The sequence below is a fragment of the Paraburkholderia sp. CI2 genome, from assembly GCF_014201055.1.
GTDB classification, from domain to species: Bacteria; Pseudomonadota; Gammaproteobacteria; order Burkholderiales; family Burkholderiaceae; genus Paraburkholderia; species Paraburkholderia tuberum.
Genome location: NZ_JACHDL010000028.1, coordinates 57363 through 75915, shown reverse-complemented (window position 1 = coordinate 75915; position 18553 = coordinate 57363). Strand labels below are relative to the sequence as shown.

Annotated in this window: 19 protein-coding genes and 2 pseudogenes; 14 read left to right on the top strand and 7 right to left on the bottom strand. The window is 62.0% G+C overall.

Features of this window, described 5'->3' with window-relative positions:
• Positions 1–26: 26 nt before the first annotated feature.
• Positions 27–2123, bottom strand: a complete 2097-nt coding sequence (locus tag HDG32_RS29925; protein WP_184072838.1) for a serine/threonine protein kinase — start codon at positions 2121–2123, stop codon at positions 27–29.
• A 424-nt stretch (positions 2124–2547) separates the two neighbouring features.
• On the opposite strand from HDG32_RS29925, the gene HDG32_RS29920 reads away from it, so the two are divergent.
• From HDG32_RS29920 to HDG32_RS37320, 7 genes and pseudogenes are all read left to right on the top strand, one after another.
• On the top strand, positions 2548–2814 hold the full coding sequence (locus HDG32_RS29920) for a hypothetical protein (RefSeq protein WP_184072836.1): 267 nt from the start codon (positions 2548–2550) through the stop codon (positions 2812–2814).
• Positions 2815–2905: 91 nt separating this feature from the next.
• Positions 2906–3208, top strand: coding sequence for a hypothetical protein (locus HDG32_RS29915; RefSeq protein ID WP_184072834.1), 303 nt, complete (start codon positions 2906–2908; stop codon positions 3206–3208).
• Between the two features lie 195 nt (positions 3209–3403).
• On the top strand, positions 3404–3622 hold the full coding sequence (locus HDG32_RS29910) for a hypothetical protein (RefSeq protein WP_184005151.1): 219 nt from the start codon (positions 3404–3406) through the stop codon (positions 3620–3622).
• Positions 3623–3968: 346 nt separating this feature from the next.
• Positions 3969–4175: a hypothetical protein gene (locus tag HDG32_RS29905; RefSeq protein WP_184072833.1), complete on the top strand. Its 207-nt coding sequence runs from the start codon at positions 3969–3971 to the stop codon at positions 4173–4175.
• A 225-nt stretch (positions 4176–4400) separates the two neighbouring features.
• Positions 4401–4556 (top strand): DUF3309 family protein, encoded by a 156-nt coding sequence (locus HDG32_RS29900; protein WP_018423731.1) that lies wholly within the window; start codon positions 4401–4403, stop codon positions 4554–4556.
• Between the two features lie 105 nt (positions 4557–4661).
• Positions 4662–4748: pseudogene (locus HDG32_RS29895) on the top strand (sugar dehydrogenase); the annotation flags it as partial.
• Positions 4749–5400: 652 nt separating this feature from the next.
• Positions 5401–5478, top strand: a pseudogene (locus tag HDG32_RS37320) (AsnC family transcriptional regulator); the annotation flags it as partial.
• A gap of 20 nt (positions 5479–5498) precedes the next feature.
• On the opposite strand, the gene HDG32_RS29885 reads toward HDG32_RS37320, so the two are convergent.
• The 4 genes from HDG32_RS29885 to HDG32_RS29870 all read right to left on the bottom strand — a co-directional run bounded on the left by HDG32_RS29885 (position 5499) and on the right by HDG32_RS29870 (position 8528).
• The gene (locus HDG32_RS29885; protein WP_184072831.1) at positions 5499–6287 is read right to left on the bottom strand and encodes an alpha/beta fold hydrolase; all 789 of its coding nucleotides are present in this window, start codon (positions 6285–6287) and stop codon (positions 5499–5501) included.
• Positions 6288–6375: 88 nt separating this feature from the next.
• Positions 6376–6723, bottom strand: coding sequence for a DUF4148 domain-containing protein (locus HDG32_RS29880; RefSeq protein WP_184072828.1), 348 nt, complete (start codon positions 6721–6723; stop codon positions 6376–6378).
• Between the two features lie 40 nt (positions 6724–6763).
• Entirely contained in the window at positions 6764–7111 is a 348-nt protein-coding gene (locus tag HDG32_RS29875) for a DUF4148 domain-containing protein (RefSeq protein WP_184072826.1), read from the bottom strand.
• Positions 7112–7487: 376 nt separating this feature from the next.
• On the bottom strand, positions 7488–8528 hold the full coding sequence (locus HDG32_RS29870; protein WP_184072823.1) for an alpha/beta fold hydrolase: 1041 nt from the start codon (positions 8526–8528) through the stop codon (positions 7488–7490).
• Positions 8529–8810: 282 nt separating this feature from the next.
• Here HDG32_RS29870 and HDG32_RS29865 point away from each other — a divergent pair, with 282 nt between their 5' ends.
• The 3 genes from HDG32_RS29865 to HDG32_RS29855 all read left to right on the top strand — a co-directional run bounded on the left by HDG32_RS29865 (position 8811) and on the right by HDG32_RS29855 (position 11219).
• Positions 8811–9782: a LysR family transcriptional regulator gene (locus HDG32_RS29865; RefSeq protein ID WP_184072822.1), complete on the top strand. Its 972-nt coding sequence runs from the start codon at positions 8811–8813 to the stop codon at positions 9780–9782.
• A gap of 179 nt (positions 9783–9961) precedes the next feature.
• Positions 9962–10678, top strand: coding sequence for a cytochrome c biogenesis CcdA family protein (locus tag HDG32_RS29860; protein ID WP_184072820.1), 717 nt, complete (start codon positions 9962–9964; stop codon positions 10676–10678).
• Position 10679: 1 nt separating this feature from the next.
• Positions 10680–11219, top strand: coding sequence for a thioredoxin family protein (locus HDG32_RS29855; protein ID WP_184024470.1), 540 nt, complete (start codon positions 10680–10682; stop codon positions 11217–11219).
• Positions 11220–11303: 84 nt separating this feature from the next.
• Here HDG32_RS29855 and HDG32_RS29850 read toward each other — a convergent pair whose 3' ends face one another.
• The gene (locus HDG32_RS29850; protein WP_184072818.1) at positions 11304–12170 is read right to left on the bottom strand and encodes a MipA/OmpV family protein; all 867 of its coding nucleotides are present in this window, start codon (positions 12168–12170) and stop codon (positions 11304–11306) included.
• A gap of 510 nt (positions 12171–12680) precedes the next feature.
• Here HDG32_RS29850 and HDG32_RS29845 point away from each other — a divergent pair.
• Positions 12681–14147: an amidohydrolase family protein gene (locus HDG32_RS29845; protein WP_260336643.1), complete on the top strand. Its 1467-nt coding sequence runs from the start codon at positions 12681–12683 to the stop codon at positions 14145–14147.
• A gap of 60 nt (positions 14148–14207) precedes the next feature.
• Here HDG32_RS29845 and HDG32_RS29840 read toward each other — a convergent pair whose 3' ends face one another.
• Positions 14208–16436, bottom strand: coding sequence for a beta-glucosidase (locus HDG32_RS29840; RefSeq protein WP_184072816.1), 2229 nt, complete (start codon positions 16434–16436; stop codon positions 14208–14210).
• 399 nt (positions 16437–16835) lie between these two features.
• Here HDG32_RS29840 and HDG32_RS29835 point away from each other — a divergent pair, with 399 nt between their 5' ends.
• The 3 genes from HDG32_RS29835 (at position 16836) to HDG32_RS29825 (ending at position 18500) form a co-directional block, all read left to right on the top strand.
• Positions 16836–17423 carry a helix-turn-helix domain-containing protein gene (locus tag HDG32_RS29835; protein WP_184072814.1) on the top strand — a complete coding sequence of 196 codons (588 nt, stop codon included), beginning with the start codon at positions 16836–16838 and terminating at the stop codon, positions 17421–17423.
• Positions 17420–17947 (top strand): GNAT family N-acetyltransferase, encoded by a 528-nt coding sequence (locus HDG32_RS29830; protein WP_184072812.1) that lies wholly within the window; start codon positions 17420–17422, stop codon positions 17945–17947. Before HDG32_RS29835 ends, HDG32_RS29830 begins: the two co-directional genes overlap by 4 nt.
• 97 nt (positions 17948–18044) lie before the next feature.
• A complete protein-coding gene (locus HDG32_RS29825; protein ID WP_184072810.1) occupies positions 18045–18500 on the top strand; it encodes a MarR family winged helix-turn-helix transcriptional regulator in 456 nt (151 codons plus the stop codon).
• Positions 18501–18553: the final 53 nt, after the last annotated feature.

The window sequence follows — 18553 nt, the reverse complement described above, 5'->3', positions numbered from 1 at the left end:
GCCGTGTCGATTGGCTCCCTGACGGATCATCGCGTCGCGGGTCTGGTCGTAATCGGGGCGAAGTCCGCCAACAGGCGATCCTGCCCGTATTGACCGCCAATCTGCTTGAGCCGGGTCTCGAGCGCGCGCAGATAATCGGCGCGCGCTTCGCTTTCCGGGCGCAGCTTGTCGAACAGCGGCACCGGCGTCACCACCAGCACCACCATTTCCGAGCCGAACGGCTTCGATACGGTCCAATCGCCCGCATTGCTGCCGATCGTGTACGGACCGCCGTTCGCCTGCATCTGATTGTCCGGCCACAGACGACTGGGCACCATGTGCACGACGTGGCCATCTAGCTGGTAGTAGTCGACGGTCGCAAAGGAATCGAACGGCGGGGCTTTCAGGTCGACCACCAGCGAGTCGTTCTCGGTGAGAAAACCGCTTGGCGGACGCATCTGCAGCGACGCCACGCGCCCCGCCTGCCAGTTGCGCACCAGAAACGGCGCGAGCGTTTTGACGAAGTCGCATTTATCGTCGGCGAGCGGCCGCACGTCTAGCGAAACCGTATCGACGCCAGGCAGCGCCGCCAACGTCTCCTTCAGATGCGCGGCACCGTATCGCTGCGACAGGAAACCGCGTACCGTCAGTGCGTGGTCCTGCACCGCGCCCGATAAAGCCGAACACGGCACCTGGGCAAGCGTGGGCGTGATCGCGGCGAGCGTCAACGCGGGCTTCGGCGCGGGCGCCGGAGGAGGCGTTGTCTGCGCGACATTCGTTGCAGGCGCGACAGCGGACGCCCCAGCCGCCCGATCGACCTGATCGCCCTGCGATCGCGCCGCCTCGGTTTGTGCGGCGTGCTGCCGGCTGGACCCCGAGCGAAAAGCGAACACGCCCACGGTGACCGCGCACACGATGGCGAGGCCAGCGAGCCCGACCCACGCGAGCGTCCCGGACTTCTCCGCGCGCGCTTCATTGTCGAACTCGGCGATAAAGCGCACGACGCTCGGTATCCGCGTATTGCGATCGAACGACAACGCGGCACGCAACGCGCGCCACTGTCGCGCATCGAGATTCGCCGGACGCTGCGGCTTGAAATCGGCATTGCGCGCCTGCGTGGCCGACAGGCGATCGAACGGATGATGTCCCGTCAACAGCTCGTACGTGATGCAGCCAAGCGCGTAGATATCGTCGCGCGGGTCCGGCTCGCGATGCTCGATCATCTCCGGGCTCGCATAGGCCGGCGTCAACGCGCCCAGACTGCCGGGATCGAACACCGTCGCGTCGCTCTCCTCTTCAGGCCGCTGGAATACGCGCGCGATGCCGAAGTCGATCACTTTCACTTCGGCATTCGTGGTCAAAAACACGTTCGCGGGTTTGAAATCGCAATGGACGAAGCCGCGCTCGTGCGCGTACGCGAGCGCCGCGCACATGCCGCGCACGATCGGCAGCGCGGCCCGCACCGGCATGCCCTGATAGCCCGGCGTGCGCAGCAGCTGGCTCAAGGGTTTGCCGCTCAGGTACTCCATCGTCAGATAGACGATCGGCCCGTCGCGGTCGAAGTCGTAGACGGTGATGATGTTGCGATGCGCGAGTACCTGCGCCTTGCGCGCCTCGCGCTGCAGCGCGACCAGCGAATTCGGATTGCCGCGAAACTGGACGTTCAGCACCTTGATCGCGAGATAGGGCTTGCGATCCGACGCTTCGAGCTTGCGCAGATCGAGCGCCTTGTACACGGTGCCCATGCCGCCCACGCCGAGGCACTCCTCGAGCACGAAGCGGTTGTTCAGCGTATCGCCGATGCCTTTGATGGTCTCGTGCGCGGCGCTGCCGGCAGTACTCGCGGCGCCCGCACTGCCAGCGCTCGACGAACGCAGCGACGGTAGATCGACCGTGGTCTGGATGCCGGTTTCCTCGCCACCCGCCGCGACGTTCGACACGCGCAGCAGCTCGATGCGCCGCCGCACTTCCAGGTAGAGATCGTCGGGCAACGGCGACCGATGATGCGCGGCGTACAGCATCTCCAGCAGCCGCGTCGGACCGAGTTGCTCGGTCGCCAACGCGCTGTCGAGCTGCGCGACGAACTCGTCACGCGACAGCTCGCCGCTCTGGAAGTCGAGAATCACACGCGCAAGGCTAGCCATTTGTGCGAAGCACCACCGTTGCCGCTGGACCGTGTCGCATGCGACCGACGCCACGCGGGTCGATAGAAAACCTGTCGTATCCAGTTACATGTGCCGTTTCGATACTAGCTCCCGGTCCGCGCTTTCGCAAACCAGGCATGAGCCGCGCGCCGCGCCGCGTGCTGGCTCGCGCAATGTCGTGCGCCATCCAACAGGGTCCGCCGCGATGTCGGACGGCGGCCACCGCTCCGAGCGCGTCAGCGTGCTTCGAGCTGACCGGCACGGTGGTCCATCCACGCGCAAAACCCTTATCCGACAAGGCTTCGCCGATTTCCTCAGGATCCTTGATTAATACTGGCACAGCCTGTGCGTTAGTGATGTCCGAGCAAACGAATTGCTCGAAACCACTCGCAACACTGCGAAAACTTCTTTCAGGAGACTCACCATGAAAACGCTGATGATCAAAGACCTGTCCGTCACCGAACAACTCGACAGCAAAGCCATGCAAGCCGTACGCGGCGGCTTCGGCCCGAGCAAGTACTACAGCTTCGCCCCGGTCTATGCGCCGACCAGCGTCAAGAACAGCACCACCACGCAACTGATCAGTAACGAACTGAACTTCCAGAACGCCAACGGCAACGATGTTGCGCTCGCCAGCGGCATCACGTCGGACTTCTCGCCGTATATCGATTCGAGCAACAGCAACCGCTAATAGTGCGTGGTGCGGCGAGGCGCCCGCAGCCGCGGGCCGCTTCGCCGCGAGCCATTCATGTCCGCTTTCCGTACGTCTTTGGAGAAACGCCATGTCATCCCTCATGATTCGCGATCTGTCCGGCACGCGCGAACTCGACCGCCGGGCCATGTCCGGGATCGCCGGCGGCACCGGCAGCAACGTGCCCATGCCCTCGGGCCTTGGTGGTCTCGGCAGCCTTGCCGGCATCGCCAACGTCAACGTCAACGTCAACGTCACTCAGAAACTGGATCAGCAGCAAATCGTCAACGTCGCAGCGCTCAATGACATCGGTTCGATCGGCCCAGGCGTCGTGCTGCCGCTGAAGCTGAAAGTCGACCCTATCCTGTCGGGCGCCAATTACTCCGCCGTGTAAGCCGGGGCAGCAGCGGGGGACTGGGGGTTCCTTCACTGCCGCGGCAACACCACGGCCATGCGCGCCGCGAATGGATTTCCTATACTGATAGTGCGTTGAGACCTCAATACAACGAATGACACGCCGAACACATTCCGAGCACGGCGGCCGGCACCCGAACGGGTCTGGCCGCCGGAGCGTCTTTCTGGAGCCATCATGGCCAAGCTGAGCATCAAGGATCTGACCGAAAGCGTCGAACTGGACCGCGAGGCGATGGCCGCGATCGTCGGCGGCGCCCGTGTCGGCGCGCGCTCGAGTCTCGCCGCGCCGCTGGTGCCGGCCGCGATGCGAGTCGTCGAGTACCCGCCGGGCTTTCCGGCCGCGCATCTGCGTATCGCGGAAGCAGCCTCGCCGCGTAGACGCCAGCGCCGCTAGCATTCCTCGCCGGGGCGTTTCACCATCACGGCACGCGCATATGGCGCGTGCCGTTTCTGTTTGCGCTTGCGATTGAGTGTTGGACGCCTGAGTTCGCCACGCGCGACGCTGCGCTGCGCCCCAACCATTCGCTCGTGACTCGTGGGACGCGCGCAAACACATCGACGCGCAATCGCGATCGTGTTCAGTGCGATTCAACGCGGCTATCGCGCGGAACCTTGCCAGGCTTCGCATCGCGGCCCCCGCTCCATGTTGCGGCGCACGTTCCCTCACATTGGCATAGGCCTTGCAGAAATCGATGCGGGCGCCGCACTGTGCTCGCCTTTCCACGTCAAGGAGAAATGCCATGAAAGCCACTGTGATCATCAAAGACCTGCCGCCCGGCGCGGGCGAGCCATCCGACGAGAAAACGCTGAGCGCCGAACAGATGAAGACGCTGCGCGGCGGCCGCTCGGTAGTCGTCAAGGTGGACGGTGGCGGCACGGGTACCGTCGACGATTGGGACATCAACACCGCGATCTTCGAAGGCCGCATCAGCGGAACCTATCTATAGGACGCGCGACGTGTCCGCAATTGGAAAAACGGCACCCGGCTCAGGTTTTGAGCGCGACGGGTGCCGTTTCAATTGGCTCGAGAATCTCCGCACGCGCCGCGCGCCGTCCCGGTGATCTGATTAGAGGATCGACCTTGGGCACAAGGTTTGCTCCCTAGGGATTACCCTGCGGCCTTGTGGCCAACGTAGATAAAGCAGGTCTCTCAACCAGGCGGAGGTCATAACATGCTAGGAACCATTCTTCTGATCGTGCTGATTCTGCTGCTGATCGGCGCATTTCCAGCGTGGCCACACAGCCGATCGTGGGGCTATGGTCCGACCGGTGGACTCGGCATCGTACTGATCGTGGTGATCGTTCTGCTGGTTGCCGGTGTGATATAGACCACGCGTAGTGGACTGGAACATGAGGCGGGCCGCCGTCTATCCGCGCGATGTCGCGTGCCGGTAGGTGGCGGCTTCGCTTTTTCGTCGTTGCCGGAGCACTCGATGGAAAAGTTACTGGCCAATCAGGTCACGCTGGTTACCGGCGCAAGTTCGGGAATCGGCTATGGCATCGATATCGTGCTCGCGAACAGAAGGACGGCAAATTCGCCGACATGACGCTCGGCTTTTCGAACAATGGCTAAAGCCGCGATACGCGGACCATCGGGGTTGCCGTCGTTCGATTGCTCGAATAGATCGACATCTTCGAGCCAGGCACGCTACCTGCTGAAACTCCTGCGTATTCGAACTTCAATACGAAAGGAGATGACATCATGCCTTACCTACTTGGCTGGCTGCTCGGCGTTCCAGTGATCGTACTGATCATCCTGTACCTCATTTTCCATTGATATCGCGCGGTACAGACGATAAGGATGACGTTGTTCCCGCGGCGGCGGTATGCGGATCGTTTCATGGTCAGCGTACCGCCGCCATCAGCGTGCCCTTCCCTACCAGCAAGCTCCCCATCAGACGGTTCGCGATGCGCAGCCGCGTCGGCCGCTGTAGAACCGTACGCAGACGGTGCGGGAAGATTGCCGCCGATGCCACGCCCAACGCGAATATCAGCGCAAAAGTACTGCCCAGCAAAAAGTGCTGATGATTGGCCGACCAAGGCGCTTCATTCGACGAGGTACTGATGGGACAGAACCGGTGAAGCCGCAAACGTGCCGTATCTCCATTGTCTGAAGCCTCGAAAACGAAGGGTATATCCGCGGCTATGTCGCATTGCTCGATCAGCAAAAACAAGATCGCAGGCATTCGCCATAGCCGCTCGATGTTCGCGCTGCGCTGCATGAAGAGCATTCCGTCAATCGCAATCTGATTGACAAGACTGCGCGCGCTTCAATGCGCGGCCCGCGAGGCGGCGATGATCGCGTCGGCCACGGCCTGCGGCTGGCTCAGCATCGCGACATGGCTCGTGGCGACGCGCGTGATCTTCGCGTCGATGTGTTTCGCCATCTCCAGTTGCAAGGACGGATCGATCATGCGGTCGCGGCCCGACACCACGAAGTACGACGGCTTGCCATGCCACGCGGCGTTCGTCACCTTGTCGTCGATACAGCCGGCGGCCCAAGGCTGCTGGGTCGCCGCGATCAGGCGCTTCTGCGACAGCGGCAGATCCTGCGCGAAGTCGTCCAGCACCGCCTGGGTCGATAGCGTCAGATAACCCGCCGAGTCCTTGCGCAATTCGCTCGCCCAGACTGGCGCGGGTTGGTCCTTCGTGATGTCGGCAATGGACTGACTGTTGTCCGGCGCAAATGCCGCGACGTACACGAGGCTCTTCACCTTGTCGTCGTTGCCGGCCTCGCTGACCACCACGCCGCCCCATGAATGGCCGACCAGAATCACAGGCCCGTTCTGCTGCGCGATCACGCGCCGGGTTGCCGCCACGTCGTCGGCGAGCGAGCTCAGCGGATTCTGCACGGCCACCACGTGCAGGCCGCGCGCTTCGAGCAATGGGATCACTTTGTCCCAGCTGGACCCGTCAGCGAAAGCGCCGTGTACGAGAACGACGTTCTTGCCCTTCAGGTCATCGGACGGCGCCGCCTGAGCGGACTCCGTGGCCTGCAACGCGAACAGTCCGCCCAGCAACAGAACGGAACCCAGAATTTTTTTCAGCAGCGTGGTCATCGTTTTTGTCTCGACAGGTTGAGTTAAACAAGGAGTCCGCGCGTCGACGTGAGCCGATGCACGCGGACGGCCTGCTCATTTGCATCGGTCACGAATGCGCGTAGATGGAACCGAGGCCGACGATGTGGGAGCCGTCGTACGCGCGATCCGCCGCCGCATGCTTCATCGGCACGTGCGAGCCCGAAGCGGAACTGCCGTTCGCGACGCCACCGTAGGCGGCCGCGTCATGGCCCGCACTGATGCGCGCCTCGGCCGCTCCGATGTTCTGCGGGTATTGCGTGTTGTCGCTGGCCGGGTTGTAGCCGGCCTTTTCCAACTGGACCAGTTCCGCGCGGACTTCGGCACGTGTGAGCCCCTGTTGCGGCTGCGATTGCGCGAACGAAACGACGGGAACGGCGACGAGTGCGGCGACGATCAGCGATTGAACGAGTTTCATGAGTCTTCTCCGGGTATCAAAACATTCAGGGATCGACGAATCAGGAGTGCGCGTAGATCGCGCCGAGGCCGACGACGTTCGAGCCGTCGTTGGCGCCATTCGCGGCCGCATGCTTCATCGGCACATGCGAGCTGGAAGCCGAGCTGCCATTTGCGACACCGCCGTAGGCGGTAGCGCCGTTGCCGGCGCTGACGCGCGCTTCTGCCGCTTCGATGTTCCGCGGGTATTGCGTGTTGTCGCTGGCCGGGTTGTAGCCGGCCTTTTCCAACTGGACCAGTTGCGCGCGGACTTCGGCACGTGTGAGTGCCTGTTGCGGCTGCGATTGCGCGAACGAAACGACGGGAACGGCGACGAGTGCGGCGACGATCAGCGATTGAACGAGTTTCATGAGTCTTCTCCGGGTATCGAACCATCAGGGATAAGGATTGAGCGGGACGCGAAGCCATCAACGCAGATACACTGTGACGTCCCGCCTGATTCACACGCAACGTTGTGAATCAACCTTGCGTGAAGACATTAGAACGCTCCAACGTATCTGCAATGTTTTCGTCACCCCCCATTTCTGCAAGCGTGTTTGTCCGCGTATGCCGTTGATACATTGCGATACAAAGACCCACTTCCGAACCTGCCGTGCAGGGCCGGCGTCGCATGCGTCGTGCGGGTCGCAGGTGGGTTGCAAATGGCCCGCTCATGAAAAAACCCCAGCAGCCGTACGTTCGACTGCTGGGGTTCCGTTCAGAAGAAGCCGGCGCGCGCCGGCTCCATCAAAGGCGGGTGACGTCGAGAATCGCATCCGCAAAGGCTTTCGGCGCTTCCTGCGGCAGGTTATGGCCGATGCCGCCGCTGATATTGCGGTGCTGATACTTGCCGGTAAACTTCTTCGCGTATGCTGCGGGCTCGGGATGCGCGGCGCCGTTCGCATCGCCTTCGAGTGTGATGGTCGGCACCGCGATCGTCGGTCCGGAGGCGAGGCGCTTTTCGAGTTCGTCGTATTGCGGCTCGCCCTGCGCGAGTCCCAGACGCCAGCGATAGTTGTGAATCACCACGGCAACATGGTCCGGGTTATTGAACGATTCGGCGGAGCGCTCGAACGTGGCGTCGTCGAAGTTCCATTTCGGCGAGGCGGTATGCCAGATCAGCTTGTTGAAGTCATGACGGTTCGCTTCATAGCCCGCGCGGCCGCGCTCCGTGGCGAAATAGAACTGATACCACCACGCGAGCTCGGCCTTCGGCGGCAACGGCGCGCGGTTCGCGTCCTGGCTGCCGATCAGATAGCCGCTCACCGACACCATCGCCTTCACGCGTTGCGGCCACAGCGCGGCGACGATGTTCACCGTGCGCGCGCCCCAGTCGAAGCCGCCGAGCACGGCCTTGTCGATTTTCAGCGCGTCCATCAGGTTGATGATGTCGACTGCGACCACCGCCTGTTGACCGTTGCGCGGCGTATCCGCCGACAGAAAACGCGTGCCGCCGTAGCCGCGCAGGTAAGGCACGATCACGCGATACCCGGCCGCCGTCAGCAACGGCGTCACTTCGGCGAAGCTGTAGATGTCGTAAGGCCAGCCATGCAGCAGAATGACCACCGGTCCGTTCTGCGGGCCCGCTTCCGCGTAGCTGACGTTCAGCGTGCCCGCATTGATCGAGCGAATGTTCTCGAACGACGCCACGCGCGCGCCCGCTTTCGCATTGCCGGCCGCGTCGGCCGATTGCGCATGCGCGAGTCCGCCCAGTCCCAATTCGAGCAGGCTGATACCGGCAACCGCCGTTCCGAGAAAGCGGCGGCGGCTATTGATCTGATCCGACATGGTTGTTCTCCTTCAAGCAAAGGCTTTGATACGGAATTGATCGGGTCCGCTCGCGCGCGATATCGCACAGCCGCATGCGAGCGCCGTGCAGGCAGAGCGGACTTCAATGGCAATCTGAAACGAATCGAACGAGACGAGATGCCTTGACGACTGAACCACTGGCTTACCGCTGTCGCAACGCTTGAGATAGATAGTGACAGCGCAAGCCTTCATCAGCAAGAGCAACTAAGTTCACATATCGTTGCCTTGTAGGCAACACATTAATTGCAATCGACAAATCACATGCGCGAGATCAACCAGCAACGCCTTCGCTACTTCAACGAGGTGCTCACGCACGGCACCATCCGCGGCGCCGCCGAAAGCATCAATACGTCACCCTCCGTGATCACGCGGCAGATCAAGCTGCTCGAGGACGAACTCGGCGCGGTGCTGTTCGAGCGGCAGCCGCGCGGAGTCAGGCCGACCGAAGCGGCCACGCATCTGCTCGAATTCTGGCGCGGCTACCGTTCGCAGCAGGAGAAGCTCGAAGATCAATTGCATGCGTTGAAAGGCCTGCAGCGAGGGCAGATCCGGCTCGCGGTCAGCGAAGGCTTCGTCGATTCGCTGGTCGACGATGTGCTCGCGCCATTCTGCGTCCAATATCCAGAACTCGAAATCGGCCTCGATATGCTCGCGGTCGACGCGATCCAGGAAGAAGTCGCCGAAAGTCGTGCGCATATTGGGCTTGCGTACAATCCGCCGCCTCATGCGCGCCTCGAGCATCGCGCGAGTTCGCCGCAGCCGGTCGTGTTGTTGCTAAGAAGCGACCATCCGCTCGCGAAGCGCAAGCGACCCGCGACGCTCGACGACCTGCGCGCGTGGCCGCTCGCGTTGATGCCACCCACCTTTGGGATCGGTCATGTCGTCAAGATGACGGAACTCGCCGAAAACGTGTCGATTCCCGCGACGCTGACCACCAACTCACTGAGCGCATTGAAGCGCTTCGTCACGGTCGACAACTTCATGACGCTGATCGGCGAATTCGCTGCCTACCGCGAAATCGCAAGCGGCGAATTGACGACGATACCGATCGCGCATCCGCTGTTTTCCGGCGCGCAGGCGCGTGTGCTCGTCAAGACCGGCCGGCCGCTCGCACCGGGACCTCTCGAATTGCTGCGCTGGATCGAGGAGCGTATGCCGATGTTCTCCACGTCCAGCGCAAATAGCGTCGCAGCCACGACCGGAACCGCGGTGCGTAAGCGCAGGGCGCGCTGAGCCAGCGTTCGGCTACCGCCGCCTCGCCCCCCGCGCGCATCGGTTCCTCAACCGATTTGTGTCGCAATGTATCCGCGCCATACGCAGACACACTACATTGCAAGCGCGCCTGACCCCGACATAAACCAGATACGTGCGGGCGTTCCAATACGGCCATCCCAGCCAACGGAACGCCCATCATGCACAGTACTCTCGAAACTCCGCTCGCCCTGCTCGCCGGGCTGCTGACGATTGCCTCTCCCTGCGTGCTGCCGGTGATGCCGATCCTGCTCGGCACTTCCGTCGAACGACCGAGCCGCACGCGGCCACTGTTCATCGTCGCCGGCTTCATTCTGACTTTCGCGTCTTTCGCGCTGCTATTGGGCGCGGTGTCGAGCACCGTGCACGTCGCGCAACAGGTACTGCGCAATACCGGCATTGCGTTGCTCGCACTGTCCGGGCTTCTGCGTATCTGGCCGCGACCTTACGACTGGCTCGTCGCGCAACTGCAAGGGCCGCTCGAGCGCATCGGCGCGGCCATTGCGCCAGGTACGCAACCCGGCAGCGGCAACGCGGGCGGCTTCGTGCTCGGCATGTCGCTCGGCGCGGTATGGACGCCCTGCGCCGGCCCCGTGCTCGCGTCGATTCTGGTGCTCGTCGTGAAGGCTCAGGATCTCGGTTGGTCGGCTCTGCTGCTCACGCTGTATGCGATCGGCGCGGCGGTTCCGATGCTCGCGATCATCTACGGCGGCCATTACGTGACGCGTCATGTACGTGTGATCTCACGTCACGCGGAGCGCCTGCAACAGGTATTCGGCGTACTGGTGATGCTGACCGCCCTCGCCATCTATTTGCAGTACGACGTGCTGCTGTACGCGCGGCTCGCCGGTCTTTTCCCCTCACTCAAAGGACTTTGACATGACTACCCGCTTGAAAACCTTCGCACTGTCCACCGCGTTTGCCGCCTGCGCGTTGATCGCGACGAGTACGGTCGCCATCGCCGCGCCACAGGAAAGCGGCTCGCCCGCACCCGAGCTCACAGGCATCACGCAATGGCTCAATAGCGAGCCGCTCAAATTGCAGCAATTGCGCGGCAAAGTGGTACTCGTCGACTTCTGGACCTATAGCTGCATCAATTGCGCCAACACGCTGCCTTACGTAAAAAGCTGGAACCAGAAGTACAAGGATCAGGGGCTCACGGTGATCGGCGTGCATACGCCGGAATATCCGTTCGAACGCGACACCGGCAACGTGAAGACCGCGCTGAAACGGTTCGGTATCAGCTATCCGGTTGCGCAGGACAACCAGTACGCGACCTGGAATGCCTATAACAACCAGTACTGGCCCGCGTTCTATCTGATCGACAAGCAAGGTCATATCGTCTACACGCACTTTGGAGAAGGCGCCTATGCGCAGACCGAAGCCAGGATTCAGGCGCTGCTCGCGCAGAAGAATTGACGAAGCGCTTGCTGACTCGTAGAACGGGAAAGCCCGCTGCACCCACGCGATCGGGTGCAGCGGGCCTTCGTTTTTGGCGGACGACTAAAAGAGGTAATTGGCGAAAAGGCCGTACGTAATCTGACTCGTCTTTTCGGTGATGGGGCTGTCGGTCGCGTCGCCGCGCAGCCACGCGAACGACACGCTCGCGCCAACGTTCCAACGCGTCGCGATCCGGTAAACCCCGTTGACTGAGAAGCGCAACTGGTTCAAACCGGAACTGGCCGAGTAGGTCGGCAATCCCGAGCGCGCGCTCTGCTCGGAATTCACGCCAAAATAGGTTTCGTTGTACTTGTCGCTTCCCCACGTCAGGCCCGGGCCTGCGCTGAGCGTCAGTTGCGCAATGGGTTGATAGCGTCCCAACAGATCGAAAGTCGCGACGGTGCCGCGATCGTTGCCGGCAACATCGGTCAAAACGCTCGCGCGTGCCGTGACGAACTCCCACGTATAAACACCGAACAGCTCCGCGTGCGCGGTGCGTTTGACGTCGCCGAGTCCGTGCAGCCGCGAGTCGTCGGACTCGCTGCGCGGTTCGATGAAATCGTAGGTCAACGCCGCGCCGACGCGCCAGTTACTATCACGATACAGATATGCGCCCAGCGATAGCACCGAGCCCGCGTCTGGATTCGCGCCGATAAAGAAGCGGTCGTAATTCACGCTCACCGACGGCACCACCTCCCATTTCGTGCCACTCGCGCCCGGAAATTTCGGCATGTTCACGACCCCTGCGCCAACCGCAAAGCGCCACGGGCTCGCGCTCGCGCCAGGCGCCTGCGTCACTTCCGGCGCGCCGATGGAGAACAGGCTTTCCGACAAACCGAGCGTATCGTCGGCCATCGCCGTGACCGCAAACAGCGACAAGCCAGCCCCCGCCAGCACCTTGAGCATACGCGGCTTTGACACATCGATCATTTCTGTTTCTCCGTGAAAAAGATTAAAAAAGACTGAATGCGATTTTTCCGATCCCGGCATTCATGGAGTGGCGGCGAAATTGTGAAATAGTTGAGTTTCTAATTGCAGCGGCGTTAAAAGAATGACCGATCGCCTCGCTCGATAATCGCGATGATAGAAAATACGTTTGTAATAGCCGATGCATCCGCTTTATTGGGACGTTTGTTTGGCACATCTCTCCCCCAAGCAGGGTAGGGAATCGTGCCTTATTTCGGGGGATTCACATACAGAATACGTGGCGTGAGCATAGCCCGTTCTTTTCACCCGTCGCAAGCATATTTTTCCAATTACATGCTGCAACCGCGTAATCGAGAAATAGATGCAATTTCAATGCTTGTATCAAGCGACGCGGAATTTGCCATCCTCGTTCGTAGGCGATAATCTGTGCGGGCTTGACTTTCGCGTCGCCAGGTGTGAAATGTAGTCAGATGGCGGCTTTCGATGCGCGGTGATCTACGTTACGGGTGAGCTATGCCTTCAGGAAAGTACATCGGCGATAAAACAGTCGGTCCGTCGTTTTCATGTCTTTGTGACAAGTCTCAAGCGCAGTATGCCAACCGCCGTATCAGTGCCGATCTGTCGCGGCGCGGCTTCGTCACCGGTCTCGCCGCTTCGATGCTGAGCCTGGTTCTGCCCGGACTTGGCAATGCTCAAACCACCCAACCGCCAGCACCGCCGGACAAGCCGGTGCTGTTCACGAACTTCCGCTTGTTCGACGGCAAATCGTCGACGTTGCGTGACGGCCTCTATATGGTTGTCGAGGGTGACAGCATCAGCCAGTTGGGTCGGGGTCAACCGGCTTCGATCGACGGCAAAACGCTCGTCGATTGCGGTGGCAAGGTGATGATGCCCGGCATGATCGACATGCACTGGCACGCGCTGCTCGCGGCAGTGCCGATTCAGGTCATCCTTCAATCCGACATTGCTTTCGTCCATCTTGCGGCAAGCGCTGAAGCCGAACGTACGCTACTGCGCGGCTTCACAACGATACGCGACGCGGGCGGCCCGTCATTCGCGCTGAAGCAGGCAATCGATAGCGGCTTGATTTCCGGGCCGCGAATCTATCCGTCCGGCGCGATGATCACGACCACCGGGGGTCACGGCGATTTTCGTGCGCTGAGCGATCTGCCGCGCGCCGGCAACCAGGTCACCCAACTGGAACGGGACGGTGGCTTCGCGATCGCCGACAGCGAAGACGAAGTCCGCTTGCGGGTGCGCGAGCAGTTCATTCAGGGCGCGACGCAGATCAAGCTGGTCGGAGCCGGCGGGGTATCGACGCCGCGCAGCCCGCTCGACATGCTCACGTTTACCGAAAAGCAGTTGCGCGCGGCCGTCGAAACAGCGGCCGACTGGGGCACCTATATCCTCTCGCATGCGTACACGTCCGAAGCGGTTCAGCGCTCCGTTGCGGCAGGCGTGCAGTGCATCGAGCACGGTCATCTGATGGACGACAGGACTGCGGCGTTGATGGCGAAGAACGGCACGTGGTTGAGCACGCAGCCGTTCGTCAACGAAGACGACGCGGGTCCGCTCGCCCCACCGATCCGCGAAAAATTTCTTCAGGTGATCGCGGGCACCGACAGGGTTTTCAAGCTCGCGCGCAAGCATGGCATCAAGGTCGCGTTCGGCACGGACCTGATCTTTTCGCAGGCCGTGGCCGCACGGCAAGGCACGATGCTCACGCATATGAAGGCGTGGTATAGCGCAGCCGAAGCATTGGGCATCGCAACGGGCACCAATGGCCAGCTACTCGCGCTGTCCGGGCACCGCAATCCGTACCCGCGCAAGCTCGGTGTACTCGAGGAAGGTGCGTACGCCGATCTGCTGCTCGTCGACGGCAATCCGCTCGAGAATCTCGACCTGATCGCGAAGCCGGAGCAGAACCTGCGCATCGTGATGAAGGATGGAAAGTTCTACAAGAACACGCTGAAAGCGTAAACAACAATACAGGCGGGCGCGCAACCTGGCGCGCCCGCATTCGCTACACCGTCACACTATTTAGCCCTGCCCCTGCAGACGGATGTCGCGCGACGATGCGCCGACGTACACCGAGCTGCCCGGCACATAGAGCCAACGGTTGCTCGTCGTATCCCACACGCTCTGCATGCGCTGCGTCACGACGACGTGCACACGACGCGATTCGCCCGGGTTCAGACCCACCTTGTCCCAGCCGACGAGACGCCGCGGCGGTTCACCCTGATACGGCACGCCGAGGTACACCTGCGGCACTTCCGCACCGGCGACGCGACCATCGTTACGCACGTTGAACGACACGTCGATCAGGCCGCCCGGCAGATGCTGAACCGACAGACCCGAGTATGCGAAGTGCGTGTACGACAGGCCATAGCCAAACTCGAACATCGGCGTGATGTTCTGCGAGTCGTACCAGCGATAGCCCATATCGAGCTTCTCGGCGTACACCGGGTTCGCCGCAAACGCGCCATTCGTGCCCCACGTCGGCGTATCCTGGTCGCGCACCGGGAACGTGACGGGCAGCTTGCCGGAAGGATTGACCTTGCCGAACAGCACGTTCGCAATCGCATTGCCGCCGCCTTCGCCCGGATACCATGCTTCGATGATCGCCGACACGCTATCCTTCCACGGCATCAGCACCGGGTTGCCGCTTTCGACGACGACGATCGTGTGCGGATTGGCCGCCGCAACCGCTTCGACGAGTGCATCCTGGTTGGTCGGATTCGCGAGGCCGAGGCTCGGCAGATCGCCGATATCCTCACCGGCCGGCTGCGCGACCACGACGATCGCGACGTCGGAGTTGGCCGCCAGCGTGGCCGCCTGGGTGATCTGCTGCTGCGTGTAGGCGGCAAACGGCGACTGCTGATCGCTGTTGCCGGCGAAGGTCACGGTGGCCTGCGGCGCGAGCGCCTTGATCGCCGACACGATCGGCGTGTTCAGCTTCAGCCACGGGTTGGTCCACCAGCTGCAGCCCGTCTCCGTGCCGAACGTCAAGCCGCCGCAACCGGCGAACGCGCCCGTCACCGGATCGCGCGTGTTGCCTGAACCGCCGCCCGTCAGCACCGCCGCGTCGGCATGGCCGCCGATCACCGCGATACGCGACAGCGAACCAGCGGCGAGCGGCAACTGATTGCTGGCGTTCTTCAGCAGTACCATCGACTGCTCTTCGACCGACTGCGTGAAGGCTCTCGCGGCCGAGAAGTCGATGGTCGCGCCACCCTTCGGCGGATCGTCCATCACGCCCGTGCGGATCATCACATACAGCTTGCGCTCGACCATGTCGTCGAGGCGCGCGGTCGACACCGAGCCGTTCGCGATCGCCTGTTTGACCAGCGTGGGCGTCAGATAGACGGTCGAACCGACGTCTTCCTCCTCGTCGAGACCGGCATTGATCGCCGGTGCCGTGCTATGCGTCGCGCCCCAGTCCGACTGCACCTGACCTTCGAAGTGCCAGTCGTTCTTCAGCACGTCGTTGAGAATGTGCGGGTTCTCGCAGGCCTGGATGCCGTTGACCTCGTTGTAGCTGCACATCACGCTGCCGGGCTGGGCGCGGCGCGCGGCGATTTCGAACGGCAGCAGATAGAGTTCGCGCATCGTGCGCTCGTCGATCTGGCTATTGCCGCCGCCGCGGTTATGTTCCTGCTCGTTGCCCATGTAGTGCTTGATCGTCGCGATGACCTTCTGGCTTTGCGTGCCGTCGGTGCGCTCGGCGAGCATCTCGCCGGCAAGCACCGGATCTTCGCCGAGATACTCGAAGAGCCGGCCACCGCGTGGCTCACGCGCGAGGTTGGTGCCACCGCCGAGCCCCATGCCGAAGCCCTGCTGACGCAACTGGATCGCGATCTGCTTGCCGAAGTTCCACGACAGCGCGCGGTCCCAGCTCGCCGCTACCGCGAGCGTCGCCGGGAAGGTCGTCGATGGCTGGTTGGTGCTGCCCGAACCCGTGGCCGAGTCGACCATGTTCAGGTCGGGAATGCCGAGACGCGGCACGCCCTGAATGTAGCCCGCGCCGCCGCCCGGCACGGCGGACATCGCGTACTGCGAGTGAATGAACTGCAGCTTTTCGTCGATCGTCATCTTGTTGACGAGCGTTTCCGCGCGCCGATGCGCCGCGGCCGACGCGAACGCGTTCAGCACCGTCGACATGGGCGCGAAGTCGAGACCAGGAGTGGGGATGTCCGCGTGCGCAGCGGCGGGCGCAGCGGCGCTCACGGCCGCCGCTATCGCGACGGCCGGCCATAGTTTCTTCTGCATAGGTGTCTCTCCGAAATTGTGCTTTTCTGGGGCAACGGAGCGCGTCGGGGGATGGAAAACGGACGCGAAAACAGGCATGCAGCGATGACTGCAAACGTTTGCCTGTGGGAAGAAGAATCGGCGCAACTGGATGGGCTGTAGCGACTCTTCGTGGTGAGTAATGTAGGAATGTAGTCTGACTACAGCATCGGTATTTATACCAATACGTGTAATTTTATGCGTAATGGGGCGTAAGGCTTTTCCGACACAGGCTAATTGAAAGTTAGCGAATCAAAGCGAATAAAGAGTCGGCAATTTTGTGCGGGTTTTTATTCAAATTGGTGAGTGGGCATTTGCGCATTGACAACAAAAAAGCCGCCGTCTAGTTTACTGGAAACTGCATCCCTTAAACTGGATTACATGGACATCAACGCCCAGATCGCGCGCCGGATCAAAGAACTGCGCGACGCTCAAAATTGGTCGCTCGATGCGCTGGCCGAGCGCAGCAAAGTCAGCCGCTCGAATATCTCGCTGATCGAGCGCGCTCAGAGCAGCCCTACCGCGACCGTGCTCGACAAACTCGCGACCGCGTTGAACGTGCCGCTCGCGTCGCTATTCGAGCAGGATGGCGCGCCGGCTGCCGAGCCATCGCCGGTCAGTCGCGCAACCGAGCAGGCGGTGTGGATTGATCCGAGCTCGGGGTATGTGCGACGTCATCTGTCGCCGACCGCGCGCTCGGCGATCCAGTTGGTCGAGGTCAACTTTCCCGCCGGTCAGCGCGTCAGTTACGAAACCGGCGCGCGCGACGCGGACATTCATCAACAGGTGTGGATGCTCGACGGGTCGATGGAAATCATGGTCGGCGACACCAGCTGGCGGCTCAAGACCGGCGACTGCCTGGCGATGCGGCTCGACAGCCCGATCGTGTTCCGTAACCCCACTCGCAAACGCGCGCGCTATCTCGTCGCGCTGACCACATCGCCAGTCAACGAACGGAGAAACGGATGAGCGATAACGTGACCATACGGCGCGTGGGCGCGAACGAAGCTTCGGCCTGCGTCGAAGCGCTCGCCGACGTGCTGATCGACTGCGTGGAAGGCGGAGCATCGGTCAGCTTCATGCTGCCGATCTCGCGTAACACGGCGCTCGCGTTCTGGCGCAACGTCGTGGAGAGCGTCGCGCGTGGCGAGCGCGTATTGCTGATCGCCGAAGATCACAGCGGCGATATCGTGGGCACCGTGCAGCTGATTACCGCGCAACCCGAAAATCAGCCACATCGCGCCGACGTAGCGAAGATGCTCGTGCACAGAAAAGCACGCCGGCGCGGCGTCGCGCACGCTCTGATGCGCGAACTCGATCGCATCGCGCGGGAAGAGAAGAAATCGGTTCTCGTGCTCGACACCGTGACCGGCGGCGATGCCGAACGGCTTTATCAGCGCGCCGGATGGCAACGCGTCGGCAGCGTGCCGAATTACGCGCTGATGCCCGACGGGGCGTTGTGCGCCACGACGTTCTATTGCAAACAGCTTTGACTGCGCAGGCCGTCCGCGCCGTGCAAGTATTTGAAAATTTCAACTACTTGCCTATAATGCCTGCACTGCGTATGACGGTCGACAGCGGAGCAATTTCTTGTACTCGGACTTCCTCACTTTCAGGCTCGACCTGACCAGCGCGTTGCTGATCAACCGCGCGAACCTGGTCTACCGCGAGCGCTGGGATCTCGACGTGCGTGCGCTGCGCGTGCTGCGCCTCGTCTGCGCGGAGCCCGACATCACCCCCAAGTCCGTTTCGCAACGCGCGCTGATCGAAAAGACGCTGCTTTCCAAGGTCCTCGCCGAGCTTGAAACGCGCGGACTGATCGCGCGCGGCATGCATGCGTCTGACCGCCGTAGCATCGCGTTGCGCGCCACGGCGCAAGGCCTCGAAGTTGCGCAGGCATCCGAAACGGTCGGCACCGAACTCGAGGTCGAGCTCGCGAAGGCGCTCAGCGAGAACGAGCGCAAGACGCTCGAGCGTCTGCTCCGCAAGCTTTCGCACAGCCTGCTCGAAAGCGAGTCCGCAAGCGCGCCGCCTGCGAGATCCTGACGGACGATCCGCATTGCGCCGCTTTCCCTTGCGCTCACGCTAACAAGGAGCCC

Bases quoted from the DNA above. Each gene is read 5' to 3' on its own strand.
- HDG32_RS29850 (WP_184072818.1), bottom strand. From the start codon at position 12,170: ATGATCGATGTGTCAAAGCCGCGTATGCTCAAGGTGCTGGCGGGGGCT.
- HDG32_RS29905 (WP_184072833.1), top strand. From the start codon at position 3,969: ATGAAAGCCACTGTGATCATCAAAGACCTGCCGCCCGGCGCGGGCGAG.
- HDG32_RS29865 (WP_184072822.1), top strand. From the start codon at position 8,811: ATGCGCGAGATCAACCAGCAACGCCTTCGCTACTTCAACGAGGTGCTC.
- HDG32_RS29885 (WP_184072831.1), bottom strand. From the start codon at position 6,287: ATGACCACGCTGCTGAAAAAAATTCTGGGTTCCGTTCTGTTGCTGGGC.
- HDG32_RS29920 (WP_184072836.1), top strand. From the start codon at position 2,548: ATGAAAACGCTGATGATCAAAGACCTGTCCGTCACCGAACAACTCGAC.
- HDG32_RS29925 (WP_184072838.1), bottom strand. From the start codon at position 2,123: ATGGCTAGCCTTGCGCGTGTGATTCTCGACTTCCAGAGCGGCGAGCTG.
- HDG32_RS29900 (WP_018423731.1), top strand. From the start codon at position 4,401: ATGCTAGGAACCATTCTTCTGATCGTGCTGATTCTGCTGCTGATCGGC.
- HDG32_RS29880 (WP_184072828.1), bottom strand. From the start codon at position 6,723: ATGAAACTCGTTCAATCGCTGATCGTCGCCGCACTCGTCGCCGTTCCC.
- HDG32_RS29840 (WP_184072816.1), bottom strand. From the start codon at position 16,436: ATGCAGAAGAAACTATGGCCGGCCGTCGCGATAGCGGCGGCCGTGAGC.
- HDG32_RS29860 (WP_184072820.1), top strand. From the start codon at position 9,962: ATGCACAGTACTCTCGAAACTCCGCTCGCCCTGCTCGCCGGGCTGCTG.
- HDG32_RS29855 (WP_184024470.1), top strand. From the start codon at position 10,680: ATGACTACCCGCTTGAAAACCTTCGCACTGTCCACCGCGTTTGCCGCC.
- HDG32_RS29835 (WP_184072814.1), top strand. From the start codon at position 16,836: ATGGACATCAACGCCCAGATCGCGCGCCGGATCAAAGAACTGCGCGAC.
- HDG32_RS29870 (WP_184072823.1), bottom strand. From the start codon at position 8,528: ATGTCGGATCAGATCAATAGCCGCCGCCGCTTTCTCGGAACGGCGGTT.
- HDG32_RS29845 (WP_260336643.1), top strand. From the start codon at position 12,681: ATGCCTTCAGGAAAGTACATCGGCGATAAAACAGTCGGTCCGTCGTTT.
- HDG32_RS29915 (WP_184072834.1), top strand. From the start codon at position 2,906: ATGTCATCCCTCATGATTCGCGATCTGTCCGGCACGCGCGAACTCGAC.
- HDG32_RS29910 (WP_184005151.1), top strand. From the start codon at position 3,404: ATGGCCAAGCTGAGCATCAAGGATCTGACCGAAAGCGTCGAACTGGAC.
- HDG32_RS29875 (WP_184072826.1), bottom strand. From the start codon at position 7,111: ATGAAACTCGTTCAATCGCTGATCGTCGCCGCACTCGTCGCCGTTCCC.
- HDG32_RS29830 (WP_184072812.1), top strand. From the start codon at position 17,420: ATGAGCGATAACGTGACCATACGGCGCGTGGGCGCGAACGAAGCTTCG.